Below are 24,960 nucleotides of genomic sequence, written 5' to 3' on the forward strand. Positions count from 1 at the left end.
ATAGCCCATAAAAAACGACGCTTTTGCGTCGTTTTTTATGCTGACAATTTACTAGAAACTAAACTTAGGCACCGTGCCAGTTACGCATTTGGTTGGCTTCTTTAGACAATACAACCACTTCTGAGCGGGTCATACTATCTTGCAGTGCAAGCTTGTTGCCATTGATGAGGATCCACAGATTACCAATGCCGAGCAGTGACCAAACGATGCGAGCGTAGGCAGTGATCATGCTTAAGTTTTGGCCATTAGGATGTTGAATTTTAAGCCGCCAAGCGCGCATCCCTAAGGTTTGACCGCCCTTACTCCAGAATAATGCGTAGAAAGTGCCGACACACAAGACGAGCCAGAGTTGGTAAATACCGTGGTAAATCGGTGTGCCATTGAGCGCGTCAGAGACATGCTCAAAGCCATTCATGCCAGCCAATCCTGAAGCGGTAAGGCCGTAGAAAATGCCAAAGCCCACAGCGCCAGAAACCATATAAACGGCCACAGCTAACAGCGAATCGTAAACGGCAGCACCTAAGCGGCGAAAGAATCCCGCACGGGGAAAGTTAGCATGTTCGGTATTGAGCATCACAGTGTCCTGTTTTTAAAGTGCTTAAAGCGAATACAAATATGGATACCTGCCTAGGCTTCGGGTTCTTCGTCTCTAATAAAGTGGATATTGCTAAAGCCAAAGCGGGCAAATTCTACTTTTCTGAATTCTTTTTCAGCCTTAGCACCCTTGCGCGACGTCATGGCGACTTGTTGCTCCATGGCTAAAAATTTGGTCAGATCGATGCCTTCGGCTTCGGCCACGGCTTCATATAAATCATGGTGTTTATCGTAGCTAAAGGCGATGATTTTAGTCTTACCTTTGAAGGTATAAGTGACTTGACGGGCCATGGGGGAGCTCTCCTGAAATAAGTCTGAAATTAATTAAATTCACTTCTAAAAATAAAATACACAGCACCTAATATGCACAATCCTGCCCACAAATAATCGAGCTTCAATGGCTCTTTCATATAGAAATAGGCAAAGGGGACGAACAGACTTAAGGTGATGACTTCTTGTAAAATTTTTAACTGGCCGACATTCATAACCGTGTAACCGATACGGTTAGCAGGTACTTGCAGCAAGTATTCAAATAGGGCGATGCCCCAACTCACTAAGGCGGCAATAATCCAAGGTTTTGAGCCTAAGGTTTTTAGATGCCCGTACCAAGCAAAAGTCATAAAGATATTGCTTAGGCAAAGTAAACCGATAGTCGTCAGGGTTGGATTCATCTTTCATCTCTATGATTAATTGTATAAATCATGTACATGGCATCGTCGGTATAGCTGCCAAGGCACTTGTCTATGGCCTGAGGTTTAAAGCCCATTTTTAGCCAATAACTGTCGGCGCCTTGAACGGCAACGAGGGACAAGGAATTGAGATTATATCGATCTGCCAGTAGTGTTAAGCGGGTTAGCGCCTTAGCACCTGCGCCTAAACCTTGGGCTTTGGCTGAAAGCGCAATATCGTGCAGATATAAAGTATCAGCCTTAGGTAAATGGGTAATGGGCTGATAGAGCGCGGGCGGCATATTGGTGGTCCATGGGTGAGCCAAGCAATAACCGACAACCGACTTATCCACTTCGAACACAAAACAGGATTGTGGTGATACCTGCCATTTACTTTGCAGCACGTGCAAGGGCTCAGGATCCAGTTGTGAGTAACACTCATCTTGGATTGCTAAAATGGCATCCCAATCCTGTGGGGTGATTGCTCGCAGTAACATGGCAGACATTTATCCTGTTTCAAGAGTCCCGTTTCAAGAGTTCTATTGAAGGCACTCCGTTAAAAGAGCCCTGATTCAAATAAGCTCGGCATTATAACCTCAAGCGGCTTCAAAATGCAGGCATCAGCGGCAATATAAAGCGCTTTAAAACCCGTATAAACTGAGCTTTCAGCGCTTTTAAGTGTTCGCAGCGGTTAAATGCCCAGATATCGTTGACGCAGGTGACGCTCAAGATATTGACCATTTAAGGTTTCGCCCGTTGCTTGGCGGATCAGTTCATCGGTCGTGAGCAAGGATCCCTTCGACCAAATGTGCTCGCGCAGCCACTGGAATACCGAGTCCAACTTGCCTGCGTCGATTAGGGCTTCAATCGGCCCTAAGGCTTTTTCCATCGCAAAGCGACATTGGGCGGCATACATGGCGCCTAAGGTGTAACTTGGGAAATATCCTAGTTCACCGACAGCCCAATGGATGTCCTGCATGCAACCGTCGCGGTAATTGCCATCAGTATTGATCCCCAGTAATTGTTGCATCTGCGTCGACCAGAAATCAGGTAAATCATCGACGGTTAAGCTGCCGTCGACAAAGGCCTTTTCTGCCTCAAACCGCAGCAAAATGTGGCAAGGATAGGTGACTTCATCGGCGTCGACGCGAATAAGTCCGGGATTTACGCGGGTATAATGTTGCGCTAATCCTTGGGCACTGAAATGACAGTTAAGATGCTGCGCGATTTTAGGCTGCAACTGACGTAAAAATGCCGGATTTGCCCCAAGCTGCATTTCGCAAAATAGACTTTGGCTTTCGTGGACGCCCATAGAACGTGCAAGCCCAGCGGGTTGACCGCGCCACGCTTGAGGTAAACCTTGCTCGTATCTGGCGTGGCCAGTTTCATGAACTATGCCCATGATTGCGCTACTGAAATCGGCCTCATTGTAGCGAGTCGTTATCCGCACATCGCTTGGCACGCCACCACAAAATGGATGGCTACTCATATCCAGCCTACCGTGATTAAAGTCAAACCCCAAAAACGCCATGACGTCACGGCCAAGGGCTTGCTGCGCGCTGATATCGAAGGGGCCATTGAGCACAAGCTTAGGCTCGTTTGCCTGCTTAGCCAGCACTTCTTGGATGAGTGTCGGTAGCCAATCTTTCAGGCCGCCAAAGGTTTGTTCTAGCTTTGCCGTGGTCATTCCCGGTTCAAATTTATTGAGCAGGGCGTCATAGGGCGTGATATTTTGCGCTTCGCCGCGGATCTGCGCTTCTTCCTTGGCAAGGTCGATGACCGCTTTTAGATTTGGCTTAAAGCCCTGCCAATCATTATTTTTACGCTGCTCGCGCCACGCATTCTCACATTGATAGGCCATCTTGGTTTTGGCTTGTACTAGGTCGCCGGGCACTAAGTTGGCCTGTTGATACTGGTACAGTATTTCCCGCAGATTGGCTTCTTGCTCTGTTGAGAGTGATTCATCCGCCGCGCCGTGTAAGTGCTCGGCTAAGGTGGCTGAGGTTTTGAGACCGTGGATATGCAGCGCCAGTTCTGCCATTGCATCGCCGCGATCTTGACCACCACCCATAGGCATCATGGCCGCTTGATCCCAGTCACCCAAAGCGCTGAAATGTTCAAAGTGAGAAATTTTCTGGAAATGTGCCGTCAGTTTGTCGTAACTTGGCGTTGGTACTTTAGTCTTAGGTGTGCCCATGGGATTTCCCTTCTGGCGCATAAAATCTGCGCGAATAAATAACAATAACAGGATGATAATACAATGAAGTCAAAATCATATAGCACTAAAACGCTAAAGGCCGCGCTGTGCCTGACCCTCGCCGCTATCGCTTCGACGGCGCAGGCGGGTGTCGATAAATTTGTGGCTGGGCCTGCTATTCCTGAGTTTGGTCAGATTGCTAAAGTCGATAGCATGATGCCCATTCCTAAGGGCATGAAGTTTAAAGTGGCTTTTGATATGAGTAAGGCGGCCGATGTGGGCAAGACGAATCGTCAGCTCGAAAGTTTAGCGCGTTTTATCAACATGCATGTGGCGGCAGGCGTTAAAGAAACTGATATCGAACTGGCTATGGTGGTGCACGGTGGCGGCATCAGCGATTTAGCTGATGATGTTTTTTATGCCAAGCAGCATTCAGGTGCCGTAAACGCTAATCGCGCTTTGGTTAAGGCTCTAGTTGATCACGGCGTGAAGTTTTATATCTGCGGACAGAGCGCCGCTTATTTTGATTTAACCAATACCTCATTATTACCTGGTGTTGATATGGCATTATCGGCGATGACAGCCCACGCTATTTTGGCGCAGCAGGATTACAGTGAAAATCCATTTTAGGGTAAATTTTTAGTTTGGAAATAAGGCTTGGCTTGCTATTCTGTGGCGCATAAGTCGATAATTACAGTGAAATAAATGGAATGCTGTATTGTTCAAGGAGATGACTATGTGGGCGTTTTTAGTTGAACAGCCTAATTTACCTTACACCATAGCTTTTGCCTGTGTTCTGGCCCTCGGTGTGTTTGAAGCCTTCGCGTTAGTCATTGGCTTAAGCATGATGAGTGCGCTAGACCAATGGGTGCCTATCGATGCGGATTATGACGCAGATGTGAGCCCCGGCGGACTTACTGGCATTGCCGGTTGGCTGTGCCTCAATCGACTGCCGTTATTGATTTGGTTTGTGCTCGCGCTGACCAGTTTTGCGATAGCGGGTTATATCGTCAATTTTATCAGTTTCAATGTCGCTGGCCTTTTACTGCCGCAATTGTTCACTTTACCCATAGCCATAGTTGCGAGTGCCTTTTCTTGCCGTTATTTCGGTCGAGTGCTGGCCGAACATCTGCCCAAAAATGAATCGAGCGCGATTTCGCTTGATGATTTGAGCGGCTATGTCGCGACTATTACCTTAGGCTGCGCCATCAAAGGCATGCCCTCTGAAGCCGTTGTGCGTGATAAACACCAACAAAAACATTACGTCTTAGTCGAGCCTGAAACCTCGGGTATCGAGTTTGCCTCTGGCACTCAAGTAGTGCTACTTAAGCGTGAAGGCCGTGTCTGGTCTGCTACGCGTTTTGATAATTAATCGTCCCCAGCCATAAATCAATTGAAAGGAAATCAAATGGATGTGTTAACTGATATCGGTTCATCCGGTAGTTTTATTTTGCTCGTTGCCGGTATGGTGTTACTTGGCTTTATCGTGATCGGGTTAATTTTTGCCAAGTTATATAAACGTGCAACCAAAGAAATGGCCTTTGTGCGTACCGGCTTTGGCGGTGAGAAAATCATTAAAGATGGCGGCGCTATCGTACTGCCAGTGCTGCATGAAACCATTTCGGTCAACATGAATACCCTGCGTATCGAAGTGGAAAAAACTCAGAAAGATGCGCTGATCACTAAAGACAGAATGCGTGTCGATGTGAAGGCCGACTTCTACCTACGTGTTGCCCCAAATTCCGATGGTATTTCGATGGCGGCGCAAACCTTAGGTACGCGCACAAACCGCGTTGAAGAGCTTAAAAAGCTGATGGAGTCTAAGTTTGTCGACGTACTCCGCGCTGTCGCCGCTGAAATGACCATGACAGAAATGCATGAGCAGCGTGCCGATTTTGTGCAACGTGTGCAAAATAACGTGGCTAACGATCTGGAGAAAAATGGTCTCGAACTCGAGTCGGTTTCGTTAACGGGTTTCGATCAAACTGATCTACAGTTCTTCAATGAAAACAACGCATTCGACGCCGAAGGTCGTGCACGTCTGGCGAAAATCATTGAAGAGAAACGTAAAGAAACCAACGATATCCAACAGGATAATCGGATTAAGATCGAGCAACGTAACCTCGAAGCCGAAAAAGAATCCCTAGAGATTGAAAAGTCGGAAGAAGAAGCACGCCTGATCCAGCAACAGTCTTTGGAATTTAAACGCGCCGATCAAAAAGCGGAAATCATTAAGCAGAAAGAAAACAAGGCCCGTGAAGAACGCGAAGCCGAAATTGCTAAAGAACGCGCTATCGAAACGGCTCAAATCGAAAAGACGAAAGATATCGAAACCCGCGAGATTGAAAAGTATAAGTCGATTGAGCAATCGCGCATTCAACAGCAAAGGGATATCGAAGTTTCTGAGCAGGAAAAACGCATTGCGGTTGCGGCGAAATCTGAAGAAGAATCTGCTGCCCGTGCCCGTGCTGCTGAAGCCGAAAAACTGAAAGTTGAGAAAGAAGAAGCGGTAATCACAGCGCGCCAAGTGGCTGAAGCGAATCGTCGCAAAGAGATTGAAGTGATTGATGCCCGTAAAGAAGCTGAGCGTGATGCGGTAGGCGTAACGGTACAAGCCGAAGCCGAGAAACGTGCCGCCGAAGACAGATCGAGTGCGATTCTGATTGAAGCGCGCGCCAGTGCCGATGCGAAAAAATTGCAGGCCGAAGCGGATGAGAAAGTCTATGCCGTTGAAGCTGCGGGTAAGCAAGCACTTTACGAAGCTGAAAACGTCTTGAGTGATGAGCAAATTGCCCTGCAAAAGTCCCTCGCGATTTTGAAAGCGCTGCCTGACATTGTGGCACAAGCCGTTAAACCGTTGGAAAACATCGAAGGCATTAAAATTCTTCAAGGCTATGGCGCTGGCAATCAATTTGCCGCGGGTGGCGAAGGTGCTCACCATCAAGGCGGCATTGCCGAGCAAGTCACCAGTGCCGCATTAAACTATCGCGCTAATGCGCCGGTGGTTGATGCCATGCTCAGAGAGCTGGGCTTAGTGAACGGCGATACAGGCACCTTGAATGATTTATTGAACGGCAATAATACGTTAACCGCCGAGGCGTTAAGTGGTGTGAAGTCGTCTCATGCAGAGCTTAAAGATTACAGCCAAACGCATGTGGTCGAGAGTCAAAGCGTGCCTAAGCTGTAAGGTCGACTTAGCTAACTTTACGAGGTTAGCTTTATGAGATTAAATCTGCTTGATTAACTAAAAACGCTCGCATTTTTGCGAGCGTTTTATTTTGAGGCCAATAAAATCTAACGGCTTATTTGTGTACCTTGTCGACCCCCGATGAGCGACCTTCGGCATGACAGGTTGCGCATGACTCCTGTCCTGATTGCTAAATTCGACCACCGCTGGCATCACTTTGGTAAACTCCGCCAAAGCTGCGTGCATGGACGACTAAACTATCGATAAGCGTGTGACAAGCCGTGCAGGTTGCTAAGGTTGGCCGTATTGGCTCAGCTTGCCAGCGTTTGAGTGTACTTTTTGATGATTTCGTCAATTTTACCATTGGCCTTCAGTGTCGCAATCGCTTGATTGATGGCAGGCAGCAAATCGGCATGTTCCTTACGTAACCTAAACACTAAGTCTCCATCGGAATGCACCGCCGCAAGGGCGACAGGGATCCGCAACTGAGTCGACCAATACAAGGCTGGGTAATTACCGGAAATAATCGCATCGACTCTGTGTTTATCTAAGGCTTTGACTAACTCTTGCTCAGAGGTAAAGTCGGCACGGATAAAGTCCTTATCGTCGTGGTATAAATAACCGCGCACTGTCCCGATTTGTTTGCCTTTAATCTGGTCGATATCCTTATATTTACTGACATTTTCAGGCAGGGTGACCACATATTCGGTGATTTGCATTATGGGGGCGGATTTGACAAACAGCGGCCCCAAATCCTGCTTTTCAAACCAACTCGGGCTGACGATATCAAAGTCGAGTTGACCGGTTTCCAGAGCGTTATTAGTGCGCTTTGGCGGCAAGGTGAGGATTTCACCGTCGATTTTAGCTAGGGATAGAATCATCGGGATAAGTTCAGTGATCATCCCCGGCGCCTCGGCTTGATCGCCGATAAAATACGGATACCAAGAATAGGAGCCAGTGATATTGTATTTGAGCTGCTCCGCATAGGCGTGCGGTTGAGTAAAGCAAAGGGCAAATAAGGCAAATCGAACTAAGTGTTTATACTGCAAACATCGCTTAACCATATTGCTTTTATCCTTGTTATCTCTGCTTTAGCCAAGGCCTATCCGATGGCCATTCTACCTAAACTGTGTGAATAAATTGTTTATTGGGTCACAATCACTCACATCAGCCATAGTTAAACTGTTTTCACCTTTACGCCATTACACTTTACGCCATTACACTTTACGCTATGACACCTAAGCTAATAGCTGACACAGGGCTGGCTGTTGATTATGCGGGAAAATTTGGTAGGTTTTATGGTGCTTAACCAAGCTGGTTTTCTTATTGCCTTGGCTGAGTAATAACCCATGGGATAGGGCGATACGCGTTAGGGTCTGTTCATCGGCGCGGACATATAAGTTGATTGGTTTTAGCAACTGATTGTCTTTAATATGTTGATTAAATTCTTTTGCATCAATTACTAAGCTAGATTGGCCATCAGCATCGAGTTTGAGCTTGGCGCTGATTTCAGTGTCAGTAAAGACCAACCATTCGGCTTGCTTTAAAGTTGCTATCATAGCATTTAATGCCGTACCTAACGCTTGCTCAGATGTCTCAACTGTTTGATATTGATGCACTATCCTTTCTAGCAAACGCTTGAGTTCGGCGCCCGCACCTTGGCTGCGAGCCAAACGTATCCAAGCCGTGAGATCGTCGGCTACCAGTTTAGAAAAGCGTTTTTCCTTTAGGGACTCGACCATCCAATTACACAAAAAATGACTTTCCTGCGCAGAGGTGCGCTGGGCTTTCTTGGTCTGTGCTGAAGCGGTTAAATCGGCAAGACCCGCAAGGGCGAGTTCGAGCACAGCTTGGTTATAGGTTTGAGAATTCATTATGACTCCGCCGCGGGCTGAAGTGATGTTATCTATTTGAACTTGGACGATATTGATTGCGGCGGAGCTAGTTTAGCAAAGCGGCCGCTAAATCGATAACGATTCTTAGCGGCTGCTTTAATGAGGGATGGATTATTCTGGTGCACCGACGAGGCTGGCAGCCGTCAGAATCAACTTAGGTGCGGGTCTCACCTTATAGTTGGGATTCACATATTGGAAATGGATTAATCCTTGAGTGTCAGCGATATAAATTGCCGGAACAGGCAGAACTAAGCGCTTATCGCCTTCGGGCGTTGTCCACAGTGGGTTATCCAGTTTTAAGCGACTCAAATAAGTATCAGTGACTTGTTTGCTGGTGTAAAAGGCAAGACCAAAGGCTTGCGCTGCCAGCATTTCTTCATCGGAAAGCAGCAGATACTTAAGCTCATTTTTTGCCGCCGAAGCCTTAAGTTGAGCTGGTGTATCGGGTGAAATACCCACTAATTGAAAGCCCATTTTTAATAATTCAGGTTCAATCGCCTTTAGCTGTCCCATTTGATTGTTGCAAAAGGGACACCAGCCGCCGCGGTAAAAAAAGAAAATGGTCGGTTTTTGTGCGGTTAATTTTGCTAAATCAACGCTTTGGCCATTCATATCTTGTAAGGTAATTGCGGGAATTTGTTCGCCATTGAGCAGTGGGCTAACCGAATATTCATCCTTAGCGATAGGTTGAGCTAGTGTGGTAAAACTGCCAAGCAGTAGGCTGGTGGTCAGTAAAAAGCGCTGTAGTAGGGACGGCATAAGTAATCTCTCTTTGTTATGGGTTATTCTATCAATTCAAGCGATTGGCTCTGGTTTGTACGCTTGTTGGGGCGTGAATGGGGAAGACTGTTATAAGAACGGCGAATGCTGCAATTTATTGCAGTGTGTATCCAGATTAAGTGGTGTTTTTAAAGCAATGCAGCTCAATCTCCCAAAAGCTCGTTTTAGTCTCATATAAGTCAATGGTGTGAACCGATAATGTGGGCTAATTGAGTGAGCTAATCGAGTCAGCAGATCGAGTGAGCTAAGGTGGGGCGCCGAACGCGAAAGTGATAATATTGCCACAGCCTTGAAAGGCTGAAGTGATGTTTGGTAATTTTTTCAATAGGAAAGTGGTAAATGGATAAGGGATTATTTAAGGCGTTAAAGAAAGTCTATTATAAAAAGTCGTACCGCAAAGACGAGCATGGTTATCAACAAAGAATCGATAATGGCGATGTGTTTGATGTCGATACGGGAACTAATATCTACTCCTATCAAGGCCTATCTGATACCGAAATCGCATTGATTGAACAGAGTGGCTATCCGGTCAATAACAGGGTTAAGCTAAGCCATGATGAGGCCGTTCTTGCCTATAAAAAACTACTCCTAGAGCCTAATTTGTCACTGGAAAATCTGTTGGCGGCCTATTTATGTGGTTTTTCAAGTTTCCCGCGCGGTCGTCAACCCATTCTCAGCTATCTGTTTGCGAAGGCGCTACCAGAACATTCGATGGCAACCGATAGTGACATTTGTCCTATGTGTTCCATCAGGCGCGTTAACTGGATTGAGCAGGGGCAAAAAATCTTTTCCTGTTACGCTGGCAGTGTGTGGAACGAGCGCTGGGCGCACAACCTCCTAGAATTACAAGAATTTTGTACGCTATCGCCTTGTAAACCCAATGCAGAGGATGTGGCCATCTTCAGTGCATTAATTGAAGTTATCCGTCAGGCTCCTTTAGATGAAACACCCGGAAAACTCGAGCAAAGGGTGAAGAAAGCCAAGATTATCCCCAATTTTAATAAGTACAGTTTCCGTGGCCAACTGATGGTGTTAGCTGAGCTTGGCATCATGCCAAATTCCTATGTTGAGCCGCTTTATGAAGCATTTACGCCATTTGAGGAGATCTGCAATATCAAATACCCGGGCAGTATTCGCTCTGACATCATCTTACCGCTTGCGGGCTGGCGCGGCGGAAATCCCATTGATGAGCAAAGGCTTAAACAGTTATTTGGTGGTTTTTTGGAATAAGTGATCGGCCTCAGTTCCGTGGGTTAAGTATTGTGCAAATGAGGTAGGGGATAACTTGCCGATTGAGTCCGTCACAGAGTTCGGACTGAGATAAGCCATCTTTAGAGCGAGTCACTCTTATAGCCTATGGCTTGTAGCTCATTAATTCGGCTCAATAAAAAAGCGTCCCTTGGGACGCTTTTTTGCTTTAATAACGAGACTGATAGGCGAGGTGCATTGCCTATGTTAGTTGTTTATTTCAGCTTTTTCGCTTTGCTCGGTGCTTGACCCACCTTCATTTTTACGCGGCGGCCTTGCATGTTTTTCTCAGCAGCAACTTGAGCGCCGACGTTGTCGGTTCTTTGTTGTTTCTTGGCAAAGCTACGGCGGGTTTGCAATTGTTTTAACAGCAATTCGCGACTGCCCACTTCATAACCTGGCACAGTGACGCGGCGAATTTGTTGACCGATCAGTTTTTCGATATCGGCTAAGGTACGTTCTTCTTCGCGGCTCACAAATGAAATGGCTACGCCAGTTTTACCCGCGCGACCTGTACGACCGATACGGTGGACATAGTCTTCGGCGAGGAAAGGTAAGTCATAGTTGACTACGTATTCAAGGCTTGGGATATCCAGACCACGGGCGGCAACTTCGGTGGCAACCAGTACGCGTACATCACCTGCCACAAATTCACGCAGGGCGCGGCGACGACTGCCTTGGCCTTTTTCACCGTGGACCACTTCAGATGGGATGCCATCTAAGTTTAATTCTTTGACTAGCGTATCGGCGGCTTCACGGGTCGCAGTAAATACCAACACTTGTTGCCAGTTTTTCTTGCCGATAAGCTCAGAAAGCAGTTCGCGTTTACGGCGTTGTTCAACCGGATAAACGACTTGGCTGACGGTGTCGGCTGTAGTGTTTTGCTTATCAACGCTGATCACTTGCGGTTTAACCATCATATCGTTGGCGAGTTTTTTAACCGCACTTGAGAAAGTGGCTGAGAACAACAGGTTTTGGCGTTTCTTATTGACCGCTTGCAGGATCTTTTGGATATCGGCGCTAAAGCCCATGTCTAACATACGGTCAGCTTCGTCTAGGACTAAAAAGTCGACGTTCGACAGGCTTAAGTTACAGGCGGTAAGGTGCTCAAGTAAGCGACCTGGGGTGGCAACGATTACATCGGCGCCGCGTTTCAGCTTTTGCGCTTGAGTCTCGATTTTTACGCCACCGTAAATGGTTAACACGCTGAAGTTTAAGTATTTGCAGTAAGCCGTAACGTTGTCAGCCACTTGAGCCGCAAGCTCACGGGTCGGCGTAAGGATTAATACGCGGGCATTCGACTTTAACGTTTCGCTTGGCTTTTCAACCATCTTTTGCAGGATCGGCAGCGCGAAAGCGGCGGTTTTACCCGTACCGGTTTGGGCACTGGCTAAGACATCTTGGCCGCGGCGGATAGCAGGTATCGCTTGCTGCTGAATAGGCGTCATTTGTTGATAACCGCAATCTGAGATAGCGCGCAAAATCTCGGGGGAAAAACTAAAAGATTCAAATCTCATTTTGGATTCCTATCGTTCACTTATTCAAACATTCAAGCACCGCGCGAGCCTCTATTGTTTACTCGACTAAGGAGAGAGGCGTGCCGACTGGCTCATTCTTCCACACAGATTTTATAAGAAAAATGGCGGGCGCGGAGTATAGCAAAAATTTCGGTTAAAACCTGAACTTTTTAGTGTTTTGGCATTTTATCTGCATCATTTTATCGCCAAGAGATAAAAGCCTTAGCGACGCCTCAGGTGGGATAGGGCCAATTCTGCACGCTCTGGGCTGAGTTAGCTCTGGATTGAGTATGCTCTTGGCAGAGTATGATTTGAGGTTGAGTGACGGCTGGCGGAAAGAACGAACAAAAAAAACGCGATAGAAAAATGCCGCAGTTTTGGCTGCGGCATTTTATATCTTGCTTATGACTAACCAAAGGTGCGTCTCAGGCCGAGGGCCTTCTCTGCATTGTGTTTAAGCAGATGAGCAGCATCACCAATCAGATGGGTTGCGGCTAAGTTTTCTACGCTTGAATGGGTGATGGAATGTATATTACTGGCAATCTCGTTGACCACTTGACGCTGTTGATCCGCTGCCACTGCATTTTGTTGGGCAAAGGTGTGGATATCACTCACTTCTTGGTAAAGGGTATTCACATTGTCGGCGGACAGTTGAATGTCGCTAGCGCAGCGCTCCGCATGTTGGCGGCTCTGTTCCATTTCTTTGGCCCATATGTTGAGCATAGAGAACATCTTATCGACACTCTTTGAAATACTGTTGGTCGACAGTTGGGTTCGACTCGACAGCGCGCGCACTTCATCGGCGACCACGGCAAACCCACGGCCTTGTTCACCTGCACGGGCAGCTTCAATGGCCGCATTGAGGGCGAGAAGATTAGTTTGCTCGGCGATGGAGTCAATTTCGCCCATCGCATTAGCAACTTGCTCGGCTTCTTTATTCAATTGATGGGCATTGTTAGCTGCATCGGCAACAGACTTGGCCAGTTGTTCCACTTTTTGAGTGTTGGCCTTCATATTGGCGCTACTTTTAAGGCAAAGATCGTAGGCGGTATTGATGCTGGTGGATGTGAGATGGGTATTCTGCGCGACTTCAGTGATGGTTGAACTCATTTCTTCCATCGCACTAGAGAGCTGTTCTAGCTGACTTTTCTCTTGATCTAGGCTGACATAGGTTTGCTCGGTCGCGACCACTAATTGATCGGCAATCGCGTGCAATTGATTGGCTTGATCTTGTGTGCGCCCCAGTACGCCACTCATTTTGGCCTGCAGCATGATGAGCTGGAAATCGAGGATAGAAGACGTATCGGCACCCGAGTAGATGTAGCGACTGATAGAGTCGTATTTAGTTTGCATTTCAATCAGTTTAGCGGGAATGCGAAAGGCCTCATCGTAGAATATAGCCAAGTTTAAACTCATCAAAACCGCCCCCGCGATAATCACGCCCCAGCCCCAAAAGTAGCCCGCGATCAGTAAGCCGGTCGAGGCGACAACCGCCGAGAGGATACGTTTCTGCATTAAGCTTAAGGGCTTAGAAATGGATTTATCCAGTTTAAGTCTTTGGTATATCTCATTTGCTTTGCTGACGTAGGCGGCTTGAGGCTGAATACGCACCGACTGATAACCAACGATAGTGCCGTTTTCAAATAATGGTGAGACAAAGGCATCGACCCAATAGAAGCCACCATTCTTACAGCGGTTCTTCACTATGCCGCGCCAAGATTGGCCCGACTTAAGCTTTTCCCACATTTCTTTAAAGGCGGCGCTCGGCATATCGGGATGGCGAACCATATTGTGGGCACTGCCAATTAACTCTTGGGCGCTATAGCCAGAGACTTCAGCAAAACGGGCATTAACGTAAGTAATGATACCGCGAGTGTCGGTGGTGGAAATGAGTTCATCTTGTGGTGTTAAGCGGATTTCTTGATCTGATCTCTGTGCATTCAGTGTTCTGTGGGCAGACGCGTTACTCTGGCTCATTTAGTGTGTCCATTCAGGGCCGATGTGATTCATTAGGGTTCAGGGGCGCGGTGTTAGGCGCTAATTTTCTTGCGCTTACTCTCATTGGGGTAAGCTTGTTATGTGACAAGACTATCATTTTTGTATGGGTATAGGAGAGCGGTTTTTGATGGTTTACCCATAAAAATCAATCGTTCGTTGTATTTGTAAGCTATTGCAAAATATAAAAATTTTAAGTAGTGCAAATATGGAATTAAACGAGCGTTTATCCTGCTAAAACGCAAATTTCAGTATTTTGTATAGGGTTATTGTTTTAACAGATATTGAGTAGAAAGTAGGCATCATATTATTTGCAAAATCTGTGCGGTGGCATTGGCCTAATGTCCTTGATTCGTTTGCCATATCGCGGCATTCATTCGGACGGTTTATTTGTCATAGTCTATTCTTTAATGGGCAATAAACTATGGCTTGCTGGATGTGTGATTTATCTGGCTTTGCCTCAGTTTTGTCATCTTATTCGCACCCTTTAGTTTATTAACTCAGGTTCATTAGCTTAGGTTCATAAGATCAGCTTCATTAGCTCATAGCGGGAATGCAACATAAGAGGATTTTCCCATGGCGATATCACTTAGACGTGGCGTAGCGAAATTGACTACCGCGTCCTTGGGGACGACAACGGCACTGCCCCATTGGCGACGTTTGATTTTTGAACGTCTATTTGGCTTCCTTGCGCTTCTCTGCGTGCCCGTATATATCACCAGCGTGTATTTATGTGTCATCGCCGATCTTTGGTCTATGGTGGTATTCGATACGCTGGCTTATTTGTTTTTATTGGTTTTACTGTATTTTCCTAAGCTTGCTGATAGCACGCGTTTTTGCTGTGGCTGTTTGTTAGCGTTTGCTATCGGCGTAGGTTTTTTGATTGCGATTGGTCCATCGGGTGCGGGGTTCTTTTGGTTATTTATCTTTCCGCCATTAGTGGGCATTTTTTTAGGCCGTCGCGCGAGCTTATATGCCCAATATTTGAATGGGTTGAGTCTGGTACTGATTGGGCTTGCCTATCACTTTGGCTGGTTAAACTGGCCTGATATTCACGGTTACAGTTTGGGTATTTGGGCCGTAGTCGTGGTCAATTTTATTGTAACCAATGCCATGTTGACCTTAACCATCACTTATTTATTAGGTAAGTTGGCTGATTCACTCGATTCAACCTTAGCCTCGCGCCAAGCGACTGTATTAGGGTTGGCCAAACTTGCTGAATACAGAGATAACGAGACGGGTGCGCACTTACTACGTATGCGGCAGTATTCGAAAATGCTCGCGGCGCAGCGGTTGCAGGCCGACAATCCACCTGCTGAATTAAACGATGATTTTATTCAAGATATTAGTCTATCGGCCATTTTGCACGACATAGGTAAAGTCGGTATTGCCGATGCGATTCTACTCAAACCGGGTAAATTAACCCCGCAGGAGTTTGAGCAGATCAAAGCTCACCCTGTGATTGGTGGGCAAGTGCTACGCAGTTTGTTGGAATATGCGCCCCAATGTACGTTTATTCGGATGGGCCAAGATATCGCGTCGGGTCACCATGAAAAGTGGGATGGTAGTGGTTACCCCTTAGGGTTGAAAGGTGAGGATATTCCGCTTTCGGCACGCATAGTTGCCTTAGTGGATGTCTATGATGCGCTGACTTCGCCGCGATGTTATAAGCGACCCTTTAGCCACCAAGAGGCTATCGACCTAATTATTGAAGGTAAAGGTAAGCATTTCGATCCTGAGTTAGTCGATTGTTTTATGGTAATTCATCAGGAGTTTGAAGTGTTATCTAAGGCATCGCTGGATGATGCTTATCAGCCTATGGCGCAGCCTACTATGGTCTAGCGGCTCAAGTTTACAATCGTGTTTTGAAATTGAAAATGTGTTTTGAAACCATGTTTCGAAACTATGAGCTGAAAGCATGCTATTGAAATACGACTAGGCCTTGAAAATACAGAAGCAGTGCTAAAAAAACGCCCAAGGCTCATAGCCTTGGGCGTTTTATTTTGTAGCATATAACGGATGTAGAAGATGATTTAAATGACGACTTAAATCGCTACTTATCCGCAGGAGTGCTAAATCGCTCTAAATCGCTTTAGTTACTTGCGTTAACCACGCGAGTTCATCACCGGACATCAGCGGCGAAAGTGTATTAAACACTTGCTGATGGTAAGCATTGAACCAGTCAATTTCGCTTTGTGTTAGCAAGCTCTTATCGATTAGGCGGGCATCCATAGGGATCATAGTCAGTGCATCGAACTCATACATCTCGCGCTCTGCGCCTTTCAGTGCTTCACAGTGTTGCACTACGACTAAGTTTTCTAAGCGAATGCCAAAACTCTCAGTGCGGTAGTAACCCGGCTCGTTGGAAAGCACCATGCCGGGCATCAGTGCGATACCGTTGACATTTTTACCTATGCGCTGTGGGCCCTCGTGCACACTTAAAAAGTGACCCACACCATGGCCTGTGCCGTGGTCGTAATCAAAGCCATGTTGCCATAAATATTGGCGGGCGAATGCATCGAGTTGCTGGCCTGAAGTGCCTTTAGGGAAGCGAGCTTGGTCTAGCGCGATATGGCCTTTTAGCACTAGCGTGACCATTTTTTTATGTTCATCAGTGACTTTGCCAATCGCAATAGTACGGGTCACATCTGTGGTGCCATCGATATATTGCGCGCCAGAATCCACTAAGTAGATGCTATCCATCGTCATCATCGCTGGTGTGCCATTGTTGTGATTGTAATGGCACATGGCGGCATTGGGGCCCGCTGCAGAAATAGTGTCGAAACTTGGCTCGCGATAGCGCTCATCTTGCAGGCGGAAGCTTTCTAACTTATCGGCAAGCGTGGCTTCATCGTGCATACGCTTGGCGGCGACTTCGGCATCTAACCATGCAAGGAAGCGGCTCACAGCAACGCCATCACGAATGTGACAAGCGCGCATTCCGGCAAGTTCTGAGGGATTTTTCTGCGCTTTAGGCAAAGAAACCGGATCAATGCCAGCAATCAATTTAGCCCCCGCTTCACGGGCGAGGTTTTGTGCCCAAGCGTTAGCTGAGTTTGGATCGGCAAGCAGTTTAACGCCTGATAAACTCGCCAGCGTATCGGCGAGGGACGCTTCACTTTTAAAGCTAACGCCTGCACCGACATGCTCCTCAATGCCCTCTGGAAGTTTGCTTAAATCGGTAAACAGCTGCATATCGCCATTAGCGTGGAGTAGGGCACTGCCGAGCACAACGGGCAGACGCGGCACATCGTTACCGCGAATATTTAACAACCAGCAGAAAGAATCTAAGGCGGCGATCAACGCGACATCAGCACCGGCTTTTTTCACTAGGGCGCCAATTTCAGTACGTTTTTGCAGACTGGTTTTACCGGCACTCTCGTTACTGAATAACGTGATTGGCGCACTCGAGGGTGCGGGGCGATCCTGCCAATGTAAATCGATAGGGTTTTGCTCAACCGCCACTAATTCGATTTGGGCTTTGTTTAAGGTCGCTTTGGCATTTTCAAACCAAGCTAAAGTATGCAAGCGTGCATCGAAGCCAACGCGAGATCCCGCTGGTAGCGTGTCACATAACCATTCAATTTGTGGCGTGTCTGTCAGGCTTTCGTAGCTGAAAAGTGCAGCATCCACTTGCAGACGAACTTGCACCGTATAACGGCCGTCGGTAAATATTGCTGCTTTATCTTTCAATACGATAGCCATGCCTGCCGAACCGGTAAAGTGGGTTGCCCAGTACAAACGTTCGTTGTGTTCTGGCACATATTCGCCCAGATACTCGTCGGCGCGGGGAATGATAAAAGCATCGAGATTGGCAGAAGATAATTCGCTGCGAATAGCGTCGAGGCGGCTGGCGATAGAATGTGACATATGGGCTCCAAGTGAGACTGGCACGCTGTGCAAGTCGGTAGGCAAAGCTTGCCTAAGGATACGTTTATTTGAGTTCTAACCAGCTCGGATTATCGCAAGCCTAACGCGCGAGATGCAAGGGGAGCGAATAAAGGATTTTGTATACAATCGTGAATTTGTGCTGACGGTGATGGGCAAGCTAAGCTTTTAAATCCTTAATTTATTTGTGTGACTCTTAGCATAAAACCTGAGTAAAACAAAATGTCAGTCATGTTTTTTTAGACTTGTTCCTTACAAATTAGCTACTTAAGTTTTATTCAATCGCTAACATTTGGACCCTATGCTAACATTTGCCATCTTCGCTCGGGGTCAGAGTGGGGCACATGTATCAGTGGAGTAAGCGATGCAAATCCTAACAATAGATGTGGGCGGTACGACAGCCCTGTTCGAACTTCAGCTCGCGGGACATACAGAACAATATAAAATCCCCACAGGCGAAGGTTTTAAAATTGAAGAGTTAAATAATCAAATCGCTGCACTTGAACGCGATTACGATTTACAGCATTACCAATTAGCGATTGGCGTACCAGGACTCGTACAAAATAATCGTTTGGTTGCCTGTAAATCGTTACCCGGACTCAATGGTTTGAGTTTTGACACAGTGAAAACTCAAGGCGAGCTTAAGTTTATTTGCAACGATATGGATGCGGGTATGCAAGCCACGTGCGATGCCAAATATGCCTGTGAGTTGTTGGTCATGTGCGGCACTGGGATAGGGATGTCAATTGCGTTTAATGGGCAAGCTTTTACTGGAGCGACGGGGGTGGCAGGGGAGTTGGGCCATTGCCGCGTGATGACAGAATCAGGCGAATTTAGTTTAGAACAACTCGCCAGTGGCGATTCTGTACGCAGCCGTAACATCACCACTCAGGATGATTTATACCGTGCGGGCAGTTACCTTGGTATGGGGCTGGCGTGGACCGTTAATTTGTTTAATCCCAATCGGATTTGGCTCGCGGGTAACATGATGAACAGTGCTCCTTACTACAAAGGCTGCCTCGAAAGCTTAAAGCAAATGGCATTGAGCGCGCCCTTAGCTGAGATGAAAATCAACCGCGTCGATGATATGGAAACCTTAGTGTGCAGAGGTTTATCTGTGATGCTCGCAAGGGATTATCCACGCGTATAAGGATCATAGATGCTGTTTGCTTATGATTTTGAATTATTAGAGTTCAGCGGCTCAGCCCTAGCAATTTAAGCAGTATTCGCAGCATAAATAGTGAAATTGATAACAGGACAGGTGATGCCTTTGGCTTATCGTGTCCTGTTTTTTATGGCTAAAATAGTCAGCAAAGCCTTAATTATCAAAGTAAATATTAGAAATAGCTGAACTGTATTTAATTGCTTTCTTATCAGACCACTACCTTAGTTGATAATATTTTGTTGCATTTTTATTGCGCTTACGTCTATGCTGATTATCGTAATGACAACGTTGTCATTGCGTGTAAAAGGCAAACCAGTTGAAAAACTGGGACGCAAAGCCTCCGGTCTAAGGGTTCGTCTGTACCTATGATAGCGGGGATACCACAGGTTTTTCTTCGTGCAATTGTCTGTCGTGTTGCATGGTCTTAAGAGAGTGTTGTTTCCTGTCTACGCTTTGTTTGCCTTATTGATTCATATAAAAAATTCAATAGGGATATCTCATGTTCAAGACTCAAATTTCAACATCAGCCTTGCTGGTGGCATCGGCGCTGGCATCTACCGTGAGTGCCAGTGCATTTGCCGCAGCGCCCGGCAAACCGACTATAGGTTGGGGTGAAACCAAGTTCGCTATTATCGAAGTTAATCAAGCTGCTACGGCTTACAATCAGTTGGTAACCATTAAAGATGCCGCCGACGTGTCCGTCAGCTGGAACCTTTGGAGTGGCGATGTGGGCAATAAAGCCCAAGTGCTGCTCAACGGTAATGTCGCTTGGGAGGGCCCCTCAGGCGCTTCGGGCACCGCTAACTTTAAGGTGAACAAAGGCGGCCGTTATCAGATGCAAGTGCAACTGTGTAACAGCGATGGTTGTACGGCGAGCGATGCCAAAGAAATCCTCGTGGCCGATACCGATGGCAGCCATTTAGTGCCACTCAATGCTCCGCTTAAAGAAAACAATCGTCCATACGTTAACAAGTCGGGCAAAGTGGTCGGCAGTTACTTTGTAGAATGGGGTGTGTACGGCCGTAAGTTCCCAGTCGATAAGATCCCAGCACAGAACTTAACTCATATTTTATATGGCTTTACCCCTATTTGTGGTGGTGATGGCATTAACGATAGTTTGAAAGAAATCGACGGCAGTTTCCAAGCGCTGCAACGCGCCTGTAGTGGCCGTGAAGATTTTAAAGTCGCTATCCACGATCCTTGGGCGGCAATTCAAATGCCACAGGCGGGGGTGAGTGACTACTCTGATCCCTACAAAGGCAACTTCGGTCAATTGATGGCGCTGAAGCAAGCCCACCCCGATCTAAAGATTTTGCCTTCGGTCGGTGGCTGGACGTTATCTGATCCCTTTTTCTACTTTGGCGACAAAACTAAGCGCGATACCTTTGTTGCATCGGTGAAGGAATTCCTGCAAACGTGGAAGTTCTTCGATGGCGTTGACATTGATTGGGAATATCCAGGTGGTGGCGGTGCGAATCCAAACTTAGGTAATGCCAATGACGGTGAAACCTATGTGGCCTTGATGCGTGAACTGCGCGCCATGCTCGACGAGTTAAGTGCTGAGACGGGTCGTACCTATGAACTGACTTCCGCAATTGGTATCGATGCTCAAAAAATGGCAAAGGTCGATTATCAGGCCGCTCAGCAGTACATGGATTACATCTTCTTGATGAGTTACGACTTCAATGGCGGTTGGACGAACACTGAACTCGGTCATCAAACCAATCTTTATGAGGCGAGTTGGGACCCAGATACCCGCTACACCACTGACAAGGGCGTAAAAGCCCTGTTAACTCAAGGCGTAACCCCAGGGAAAATTGTGGTTGGTGCCGCTATGTATGGCCGCGGCTGGACAGGTGTGAATGGCTACACGGGCAATAACCCATTCACAGGGACAGCGGCGGGCAAAGTGAAAGGCACATGGGAAGATGGCGTGGTGGATTATCGCCAGATAGTGAACGAGTACATGGGGAGCGGTTGGACTTACAGCTATGATGAAACGGCCGAGGCGCCATCACTGTTCAAGGCATCTACGGGTGATTTAATCACTTTCGATGATGCGCGTTCCGTTAAAGCCAAGGGCCAATATGTGCTTGCCAATCAGTTAGGTGGTTTATTTGCATGGGAAATTGATGCCGATAACGGCGATATTCTAAATGCGATGCACGAAGGTTTAGGCCATGGCGAAGGAACTACGCCACCGGTGAATAAAGCGCCGATTGCCAATGCGGGTGCGGATGTGAATGTCACAGGTCCCGCCGATGTGGTGCTCAATGGTAGCGGATCGCGGGATCCTGAAAATGAGGCGCTAACGTATCTTTGGACTCAAGTGTCTGGCCCAACGATTGCCATCACAAACGCCGATATGGCGAATGCGGCAATTCAATTGGCTGCAACGCAAACTGATGTTGCCTATAGTTTTAGTCTTAAAGTCACTGATCCAGAAGGGTTATCAGCCACAGATTCAGTGACAGTGACCAATAAGGCGGATACTCCGAACCAAGCTCCCGTGGTGAGTGTAGCTGCCACTGCAACAGTGGAAGCGGGTAAAACTGTTAGCATAGTGGCGAGTGCCTCTGATGCCGACGGTGATGCCTTAACTTACGCTTGGACTGTGCCCGCTGGCGTGTCGGCAACCGGACAAAATAGTGCCACCTTAGTGGTCACTGGGCCTAATGTCACCGAAGCGACCAGCTATGGTTTGAGCGTGCTAGTTTCCGATGGTGCCTTGGATGCGAGCGCATCGACGAATCTGACCGTGACGCCAAAAGTAATCGGTGGTGGTTGTGATGCAACCGATCCTAATGCAGGTAACTATCCTGCTTGGCAAGCCAGTGTGGTGTACAACACGGGTGATACTGTGAGCCACAGTCAGTTGGTATGGAAAGCCAAGTACTGGACGCAGGGCAATACGCCAGCTCGCACCGCTGATCAATGGCAGCTACTCAGCCAAGTTGCTCTCGGTTGGGATGCGGGTGTCGCCTATACCGGCGGGCAAACCACCAGCTATAACGGCCGTCAATGGAAGGCGAGTTACTGGACTAAAGGGGATGTACCGGGCGTTGCGGCGGTATGGGTTGATATTGGTGCTGCAAGCTGCCAGTAATCATCCAAAGTTTTGATATTATTGGTTAAAAAATAAAGCCCTGCGAAGATTCAGGGCTTTTTCTTTATTAAGTGATCTTACTGGCTAATTGGAGACTGATTTAATCAATCTTAAGCAGTTCTACATCAAAAATGAGCACTGAACCACCGCCAATCTTGCCCGTGCTGCTGTTGCCGTAGGCGAGTTCACTTGGGATAAAGAAACGCACTTTATCGCCAACGACCATAAGTTGCACGCCCTCGGTCCAGCCTTTAATCACTCGATTAAGCGGAAATGCGATGGGCTCACCGCGATCAACCGAACTATCGAACACAGTCCCGTCGATCAAAGTGCCATGATAATGCACTGTCACAGTATCGCTGGCTTTAGGGTGAACAGTGCCATTGCCTTGAGTTAACACTTGATATTGCAAACCCGAAGCTGTGGTGATAACACCTTCTTTAGTTTTGTTTTGCGCTAAAAAATCATTGCCTAAACGGATATTCTCTTGGGCGGCTTTTTGGCCGTTCATTGAGGTAAAGAAGTAAAAAATCACCCCAGCAATCACAGCAACGGCAAGTAACATTTTCATATAAAGAGCACCTTAGTTAATTTTGGCCATATTATCAGTTTTTTAGCTTGAGATGCTATCGGCACTCGCGTGTGCGTAGGGCTGGCTATCTGCTGCTACCAGTTCAACGCTTTAAAAACCCCCTCAAGACTTTATCCCGCTTTAGAGATCGCTTAACCTGTGGGCTTAAGACTCAATAAAAATTCAATAAAAACAGATAAAAACTAGAATTTAGATAATAAACAAGGAAAGTCTATGTTAAACAAAGCGGCAAAACCTTTGGTCAAGCTCGTTGACCGATATCTACCCGATCCCTATATTTTCGTCCTTTTACTCACCTTAGTGGTGTTAATTGCAGCTGTGGTCGCAGAACACAAAACTCCGCTGGAAGTCATCAATTACTGGGGCGATGGCTTTTGGACCTTGTTGAGCTTTTCGATGCAGATGCTGTTAGTGCTGGTGGCGGGATTCATGCTGGCAAGCTCGCCGCCGATTAAAAAGCTGCTCGATGCGATTGCAGGATTCGCTAAATCGGCACCGCAAGCCATTATTTTAGTGACCTTGGTCTCACTGGCCGCCAGTTGGGTTAACTGGGGATTCGGGCTAGTGGTGGGGGCGTTATTTGCCAAAGCCTTAGCGCGTAAAGTGAAAGTGGATTATCGGCTGCTGGTCGCCAGCGCCTATTCTGGCTTTGTGGTTTGGCATGGTGGGCTTGCGGGTTCTATCCCATTAACCATAGCAACGGCGGGGCATTTCTCTGAAGCACAAATTGGTATTATCCCCACTAGCGACACCATTTTCGCGAGCTTTAACATACTGTTAGTGGCGATTCTGTTTGTGGTCATGCCATTAGTGAATCGTTTTATGTTGCCTGTAGACAAGGACAGCATTTATGTCGACCCAAGCGCTCTGGACGATAAAGTAAGCGAACCTGTAGTTTCGGCGCTTAACCCTGAAAATGTGAGCGAGCGTCAGCCTGAAAGCCGTCCTGCGGATAAGTTAGAAAATAGCCGCTTACTCGGCTGGAGTGTCGGTGGCGCTGGGCTGGTATATTTGGGCTATTACTTTTGGGTACAGGGCGGCAGCTTAAACCTTAACTTAGTGAACTTCTTATTCTTGTTCCTCGCCATCCTCTTACATCAAACGCCACGCAGTTTATTAACCAGCTTGAATGAGGCCATTAAGGGCGGCGCAGGGATTGTGATCCAATTCCCTTTCTATGCGGGCATTATGGCTGTGATGGTGCAATCGGGTTTAGCCCAAAGTATTTCGGAAGGTTTTGTGGCCATCGCCAGCGCCGAGAGCCTGCCATTTTGGAGCTTTATCAGCGCCGGAATTGTAAATATTTTTGTGCCATCGGGAGGCGGTCAATGGGCCGTGCAGGCACCCATTATGTTACCTGCTGCGCAGGCCTTGGGCGCCGATGTTGCTCGGGTGGCCATGGCCGTAGCTTGGGGTGATGCCTGGACTAACCTTATTCAACCTTTTTGGGCACTGCCCGTACTGGCAATTGCAGGCTTAAAAGCGCGGGATATTATGGGTTTTTGTTTAATGCAGCTGATGATCACAGGCGTGATTATCAGTATCGCGTTGAGCTGGTTTTAAAGATAATAAACAGTGCAAAACTAAACAGGGTAATTCTATGATTACCCTGTTTTTTAGTTAAGGTTTCAATGATATTAATCGCTTGAACCATTTACTTTTTTTGTTGCTTCATCAGCAGTGATTTGACCAAATAGAGCTGACATCATATAGCTAATACGATTCGCAGCATTACCAAACTTACTCGGGTTCGCAGTATAGGGTACTTGAAACTTAACACTGCCAACTCTTTGGCCATTCTGAAATGCGTTAATTTCAGCGCTTTTTAAATATAATGCCAAGTCCCAAGTCCAATTACCTTCATATTCTAATGTGAGTTTATTTAAATCATGTTTAGAACCATCAGGCTGCACTGTGTAGGTGTAATTATTTGCTTTTAGCCATGTCTCCATTGTTTCTTGGAAGCCGTCACGTGTTTCTTTATCCTTAATAATGACTATTTCTACATTGTTAGTATTTGTTTCTATTGGTTTTGCTGTATAGCGAGGTGCGGCACAACCCGATAGTATTGCAACACCCAAAACTGCAACTAAAAATTTTTTCATAATTTAACCTTTTGTTTTTATAT

General features: G+C 46.9%; 21 protein-coding genes, 1 pseudogene and 1 riboswitch. Of the genes and pseudogenes, 8 read left to right on the forward strand and 14 right to left on the reverse strand.

Going from position 1 to position 24,960, the window contains the following annotated elements; genetic code table 11:
- Positions 1-64: 64 nt before the first annotated feature.
- The 5 genes from MO387_RS00440 to MO387_RS00460 form a co-directional block, all read right to left on the reverse strand.
- A complete protein-coding gene (locus MO387_RS00440) occupies positions 65-574 on the reverse strand; it encodes an RDD family protein (RefSeq protein WP_006082594.1) in 510 nt (169 codons plus the stop codon).
- Between the two features lie 53 nt (positions 575-627).
- Entirely contained in the window at positions 628-885 is a 258-nt protein-coding gene (locus MO387_RS00445; protein ID WP_107946846.1) for a DUF2960 domain-containing protein, read from the reverse strand.
- Positions 886-914: 29 nt separating this feature from the next.
- Positions 915-1,265 carry a DMT family protein gene (locus tag MO387_RS00450; RefSeq protein WP_006082592.1) on the reverse strand — a complete coding sequence of 117 codons (351 nt, stop codon included), beginning with the start codon at positions 1,263-1,265 and terminating at the stop codon, positions 915-917.
- Positions 1,262-1,759, reverse strand: coding sequence for a GNAT family N-acetyltransferase (locus MO387_RS00455; protein ID WP_107950158.1), 498 nt, complete (start codon positions 1,757-1,759; stop codon positions 1,262-1,264). The genes MO387_RS00450 and MO387_RS00455 overlap by 4 nt, the downstream gene beginning before the upstream one ends.
- Before the next feature lie 194 nt (positions 1,760-1,953).
- Positions 1,954-3,459, reverse strand: a complete 1,506-nt coding sequence (locus tag MO387_RS00460) for a carboxypeptidase M32 (protein ID WP_107946847.1) — start codon at positions 3,457-3,459, stop codon at positions 1,954-1,956.
- A gap of 63 nt (positions 3,460-3,522) precedes the next feature.
- Here MO387_RS00460 and MO387_RS00465 point away from each other — a divergent pair, with 63 nt between their 5' ends.
- The 3 genes from MO387_RS00465 to MO387_RS00475 all read left to right on the forward strand — a co-directional run bounded on the left by MO387_RS00465 (position 3,523) and on the right by MO387_RS00475 (position 6,646).
- Positions 3,523-4,089: a DsrE family protein gene (locus MO387_RS00465; RefSeq protein ID WP_107946848.1), complete on the forward strand. Its 567-nt coding sequence runs from the start codon at positions 3,523-3,525 to the stop codon at positions 4,087-4,089.
- 106 nt (positions 4,090-4,195) lie between these two features.
- Positions 4,196-4,831, forward strand: a complete 636-nt coding sequence (locus MO387_RS00470) for a YqiJ family protein (protein ID WP_006085764.1) — start codon at positions 4,196-4,198, stop codon at positions 4,829-4,831.
- A gap of 36 nt (positions 4,832-4,867) precedes the next feature.
- Positions 4,868-6,646: a flotillin family protein gene (locus tag MO387_RS00475; protein ID WP_107946849.1), complete on the forward strand. Its 1,779-nt coding sequence runs from the start codon at positions 4,868-4,870 to the stop codon at positions 6,644-6,646.
- A gap of 115 nt (positions 6,647-6,761) precedes the next feature.
- Here MO387_RS00475 and MO387_RS00480 read toward each other — a convergent pair.
- The 4 genes and pseudogenes from MO387_RS00480 to MO387_RS00495 all read right to left on the reverse strand — a co-directional run.
- A pseudogene (locus MO387_RS00480) lies at positions 6,762-6,947 on the reverse strand (hypothetical protein); the annotation flags it as partial.
- Positions 6,948-6,957: 10 nt separating this feature from the next.
- Complete coding sequence (locus tag MO387_RS00485) at positions 6,958-7,710, reverse strand: transporter substrate-binding domain-containing protein (protein ID WP_107946850.1); 753 nt, start codon at positions 7,708-7,710, stop codon at positions 6,958-6,960.
- Between the two features lie 174 nt (positions 7,711-7,884).
- Positions 7,885-8,520, reverse strand: coding sequence for a DUF2913 family protein (locus MO387_RS00490; RefSeq protein ID WP_107946851.1), 636 nt, complete (start codon positions 8,518-8,520; stop codon positions 7,885-7,887).
- A gap of 132 nt (positions 8,521-8,652) precedes the next feature.
- Positions 8,653-9,300: a peroxiredoxin-like family protein gene (locus tag MO387_RS00495; RefSeq protein WP_107946852.1), complete on the reverse strand. Its 648-nt coding sequence runs from the start codon at positions 9,298-9,300 to the stop codon at positions 8,653-8,655.
- A 360-nt stretch (positions 9,301-9,660) separates the two neighbouring features.
- On the opposite strand from MO387_RS00495, the gene MO387_RS00500 reads away from it, so the two are divergent.
- Entirely contained in the window at positions 9,661-10,551 is an 891-nt protein-coding gene (locus MO387_RS00500; RefSeq protein ID WP_107946853.1) for a hypothetical protein, read from the forward strand.
- 233 nt (positions 10,552-10,784) lie between these two features.
- On the opposite strand, the gene MO387_RS00505 is transcribed toward MO387_RS00500, so the two are convergent.
- Entirely contained in the window at positions 10,785-12,086 is a 1,302-nt protein-coding gene (locus tag MO387_RS00505) for a DEAD/DEAH box helicase (protein WP_028761337.1), read from the reverse strand.
- A gap of 408 nt (positions 12,087-12,494) precedes the next feature.
- Positions 12,495-14,063, reverse strand: coding sequence for a methyl-accepting chemotaxis protein (locus MO387_RS00510; protein ID WP_242325932.1), 1,569 nt, complete (start codon positions 14,061-14,063; stop codon positions 12,495-12,497).
- 594 nt (positions 14,064-14,657) lie between these two features.
- Here MO387_RS00510 and MO387_RS00515 point away from each other — a divergent pair.
- Positions 14,658-15,923 (forward strand): HD domain-containing phosphohydrolase, encoded by a 1,266-nt coding sequence (locus MO387_RS00515; protein WP_242325934.1) that lies wholly within the window; start codon positions 14,658-14,660, stop codon positions 15,921-15,923.
- Between the two features lie 240 nt (positions 15,924-16,163).
- Here MO387_RS00515 and MO387_RS00520 read toward each other — a convergent pair whose 3' ends face one another.
- The gene (locus MO387_RS00520; protein ID WP_242325935.1) at positions 16,164-17,951 is read right to left on the reverse strand and encodes an aminopeptidase P family protein; all 1,788 of its coding nucleotides are present in this window, start codon (positions 17,949-17,951) and stop codon (positions 16,164-16,166) included.
- Between the two features lie 382 nt (positions 17,952-18,333).
- Here MO387_RS00520 and MO387_RS00525 point away from each other — a divergent pair, with 382 nt between their 5' ends.
- Both MO387_RS00525 and MO387_RS00530 read left to right on the forward strand, forming a co-directional pair.
- Complete coding sequence (locus tag MO387_RS00525; protein ID WP_071938317.1) at positions 18,334-19,119, forward strand: ROK family protein; 786 nt, start codon at positions 18,334-18,336, stop codon at positions 19,117-19,119.
- Positions 19,120-19,430: 311 nt separating this feature from the next.
- A riboswitch (cyclic di-GMP riboswitch) is annotated at positions 19,431-19,519 on the forward strand.
- A 114-nt stretch (positions 19,520-19,633) separates the two neighbouring features.
- Positions 19,634-22,240 carry a glycosyl hydrolase family 18 protein gene (locus MO387_RS00530; RefSeq protein WP_242325936.1) on the forward strand — a complete coding sequence of 869 codons (2,607 nt, stop codon included), beginning with the start codon at positions 19,634-19,636 and terminating at the stop codon, positions 22,238-22,240.
- 100 nt (positions 22,241-22,340) lie between these two features.
- Here the strand turns inward: MO387_RS00530 and MO387_RS00535 are convergent, their stop codons facing one another.
- Positions 22,341-22,811 carry an FKBP-type peptidyl-prolyl cis-trans isomerase gene (locus tag MO387_RS00535; protein WP_107946858.1) on the reverse strand — a complete coding sequence of 157 codons (471 nt, stop codon included), beginning with the start codon at positions 22,809-22,811 and terminating at the stop codon, positions 22,341-22,343.
- Positions 22,812-23,045: 234 nt separating this feature from the next.
- On the opposite strand from MO387_RS00535, the gene MO387_RS00540 reads away from it, so the two are divergent.
- Positions 23,046-24,395, forward strand: coding sequence for a TIGR00366 family protein (locus MO387_RS00540; RefSeq protein ID WP_107946859.1), 1,350 nt, complete (start codon positions 23,046-23,048; stop codon positions 24,393-24,395).
- 74 nt (positions 24,396-24,469) lie between these two features.
- Here the strand turns inward: MO387_RS00540 and MO387_RS00545 are convergent, their stop codons facing one another.
- Complete coding sequence (locus MO387_RS00545) at positions 24,470-24,937, reverse strand: Sbal_3080 family lipoprotein (RefSeq protein ID WP_012587132.1); 468 nt, start codon at positions 24,935-24,937, stop codon at positions 24,470-24,472.
- Positions 24,938-24,960 lie beyond the last annotated feature (23 nt).

The sequence above is a fragment of the Shewanella sp. N2AIL genome (assembly GCF_022690845.1).
Taxonomy (GTDB): domain Bacteria; phylum Pseudomonadota; class Gammaproteobacteria; order Enterobacterales; family Shewanellaceae; genus Shewanella; species Shewanella baltica.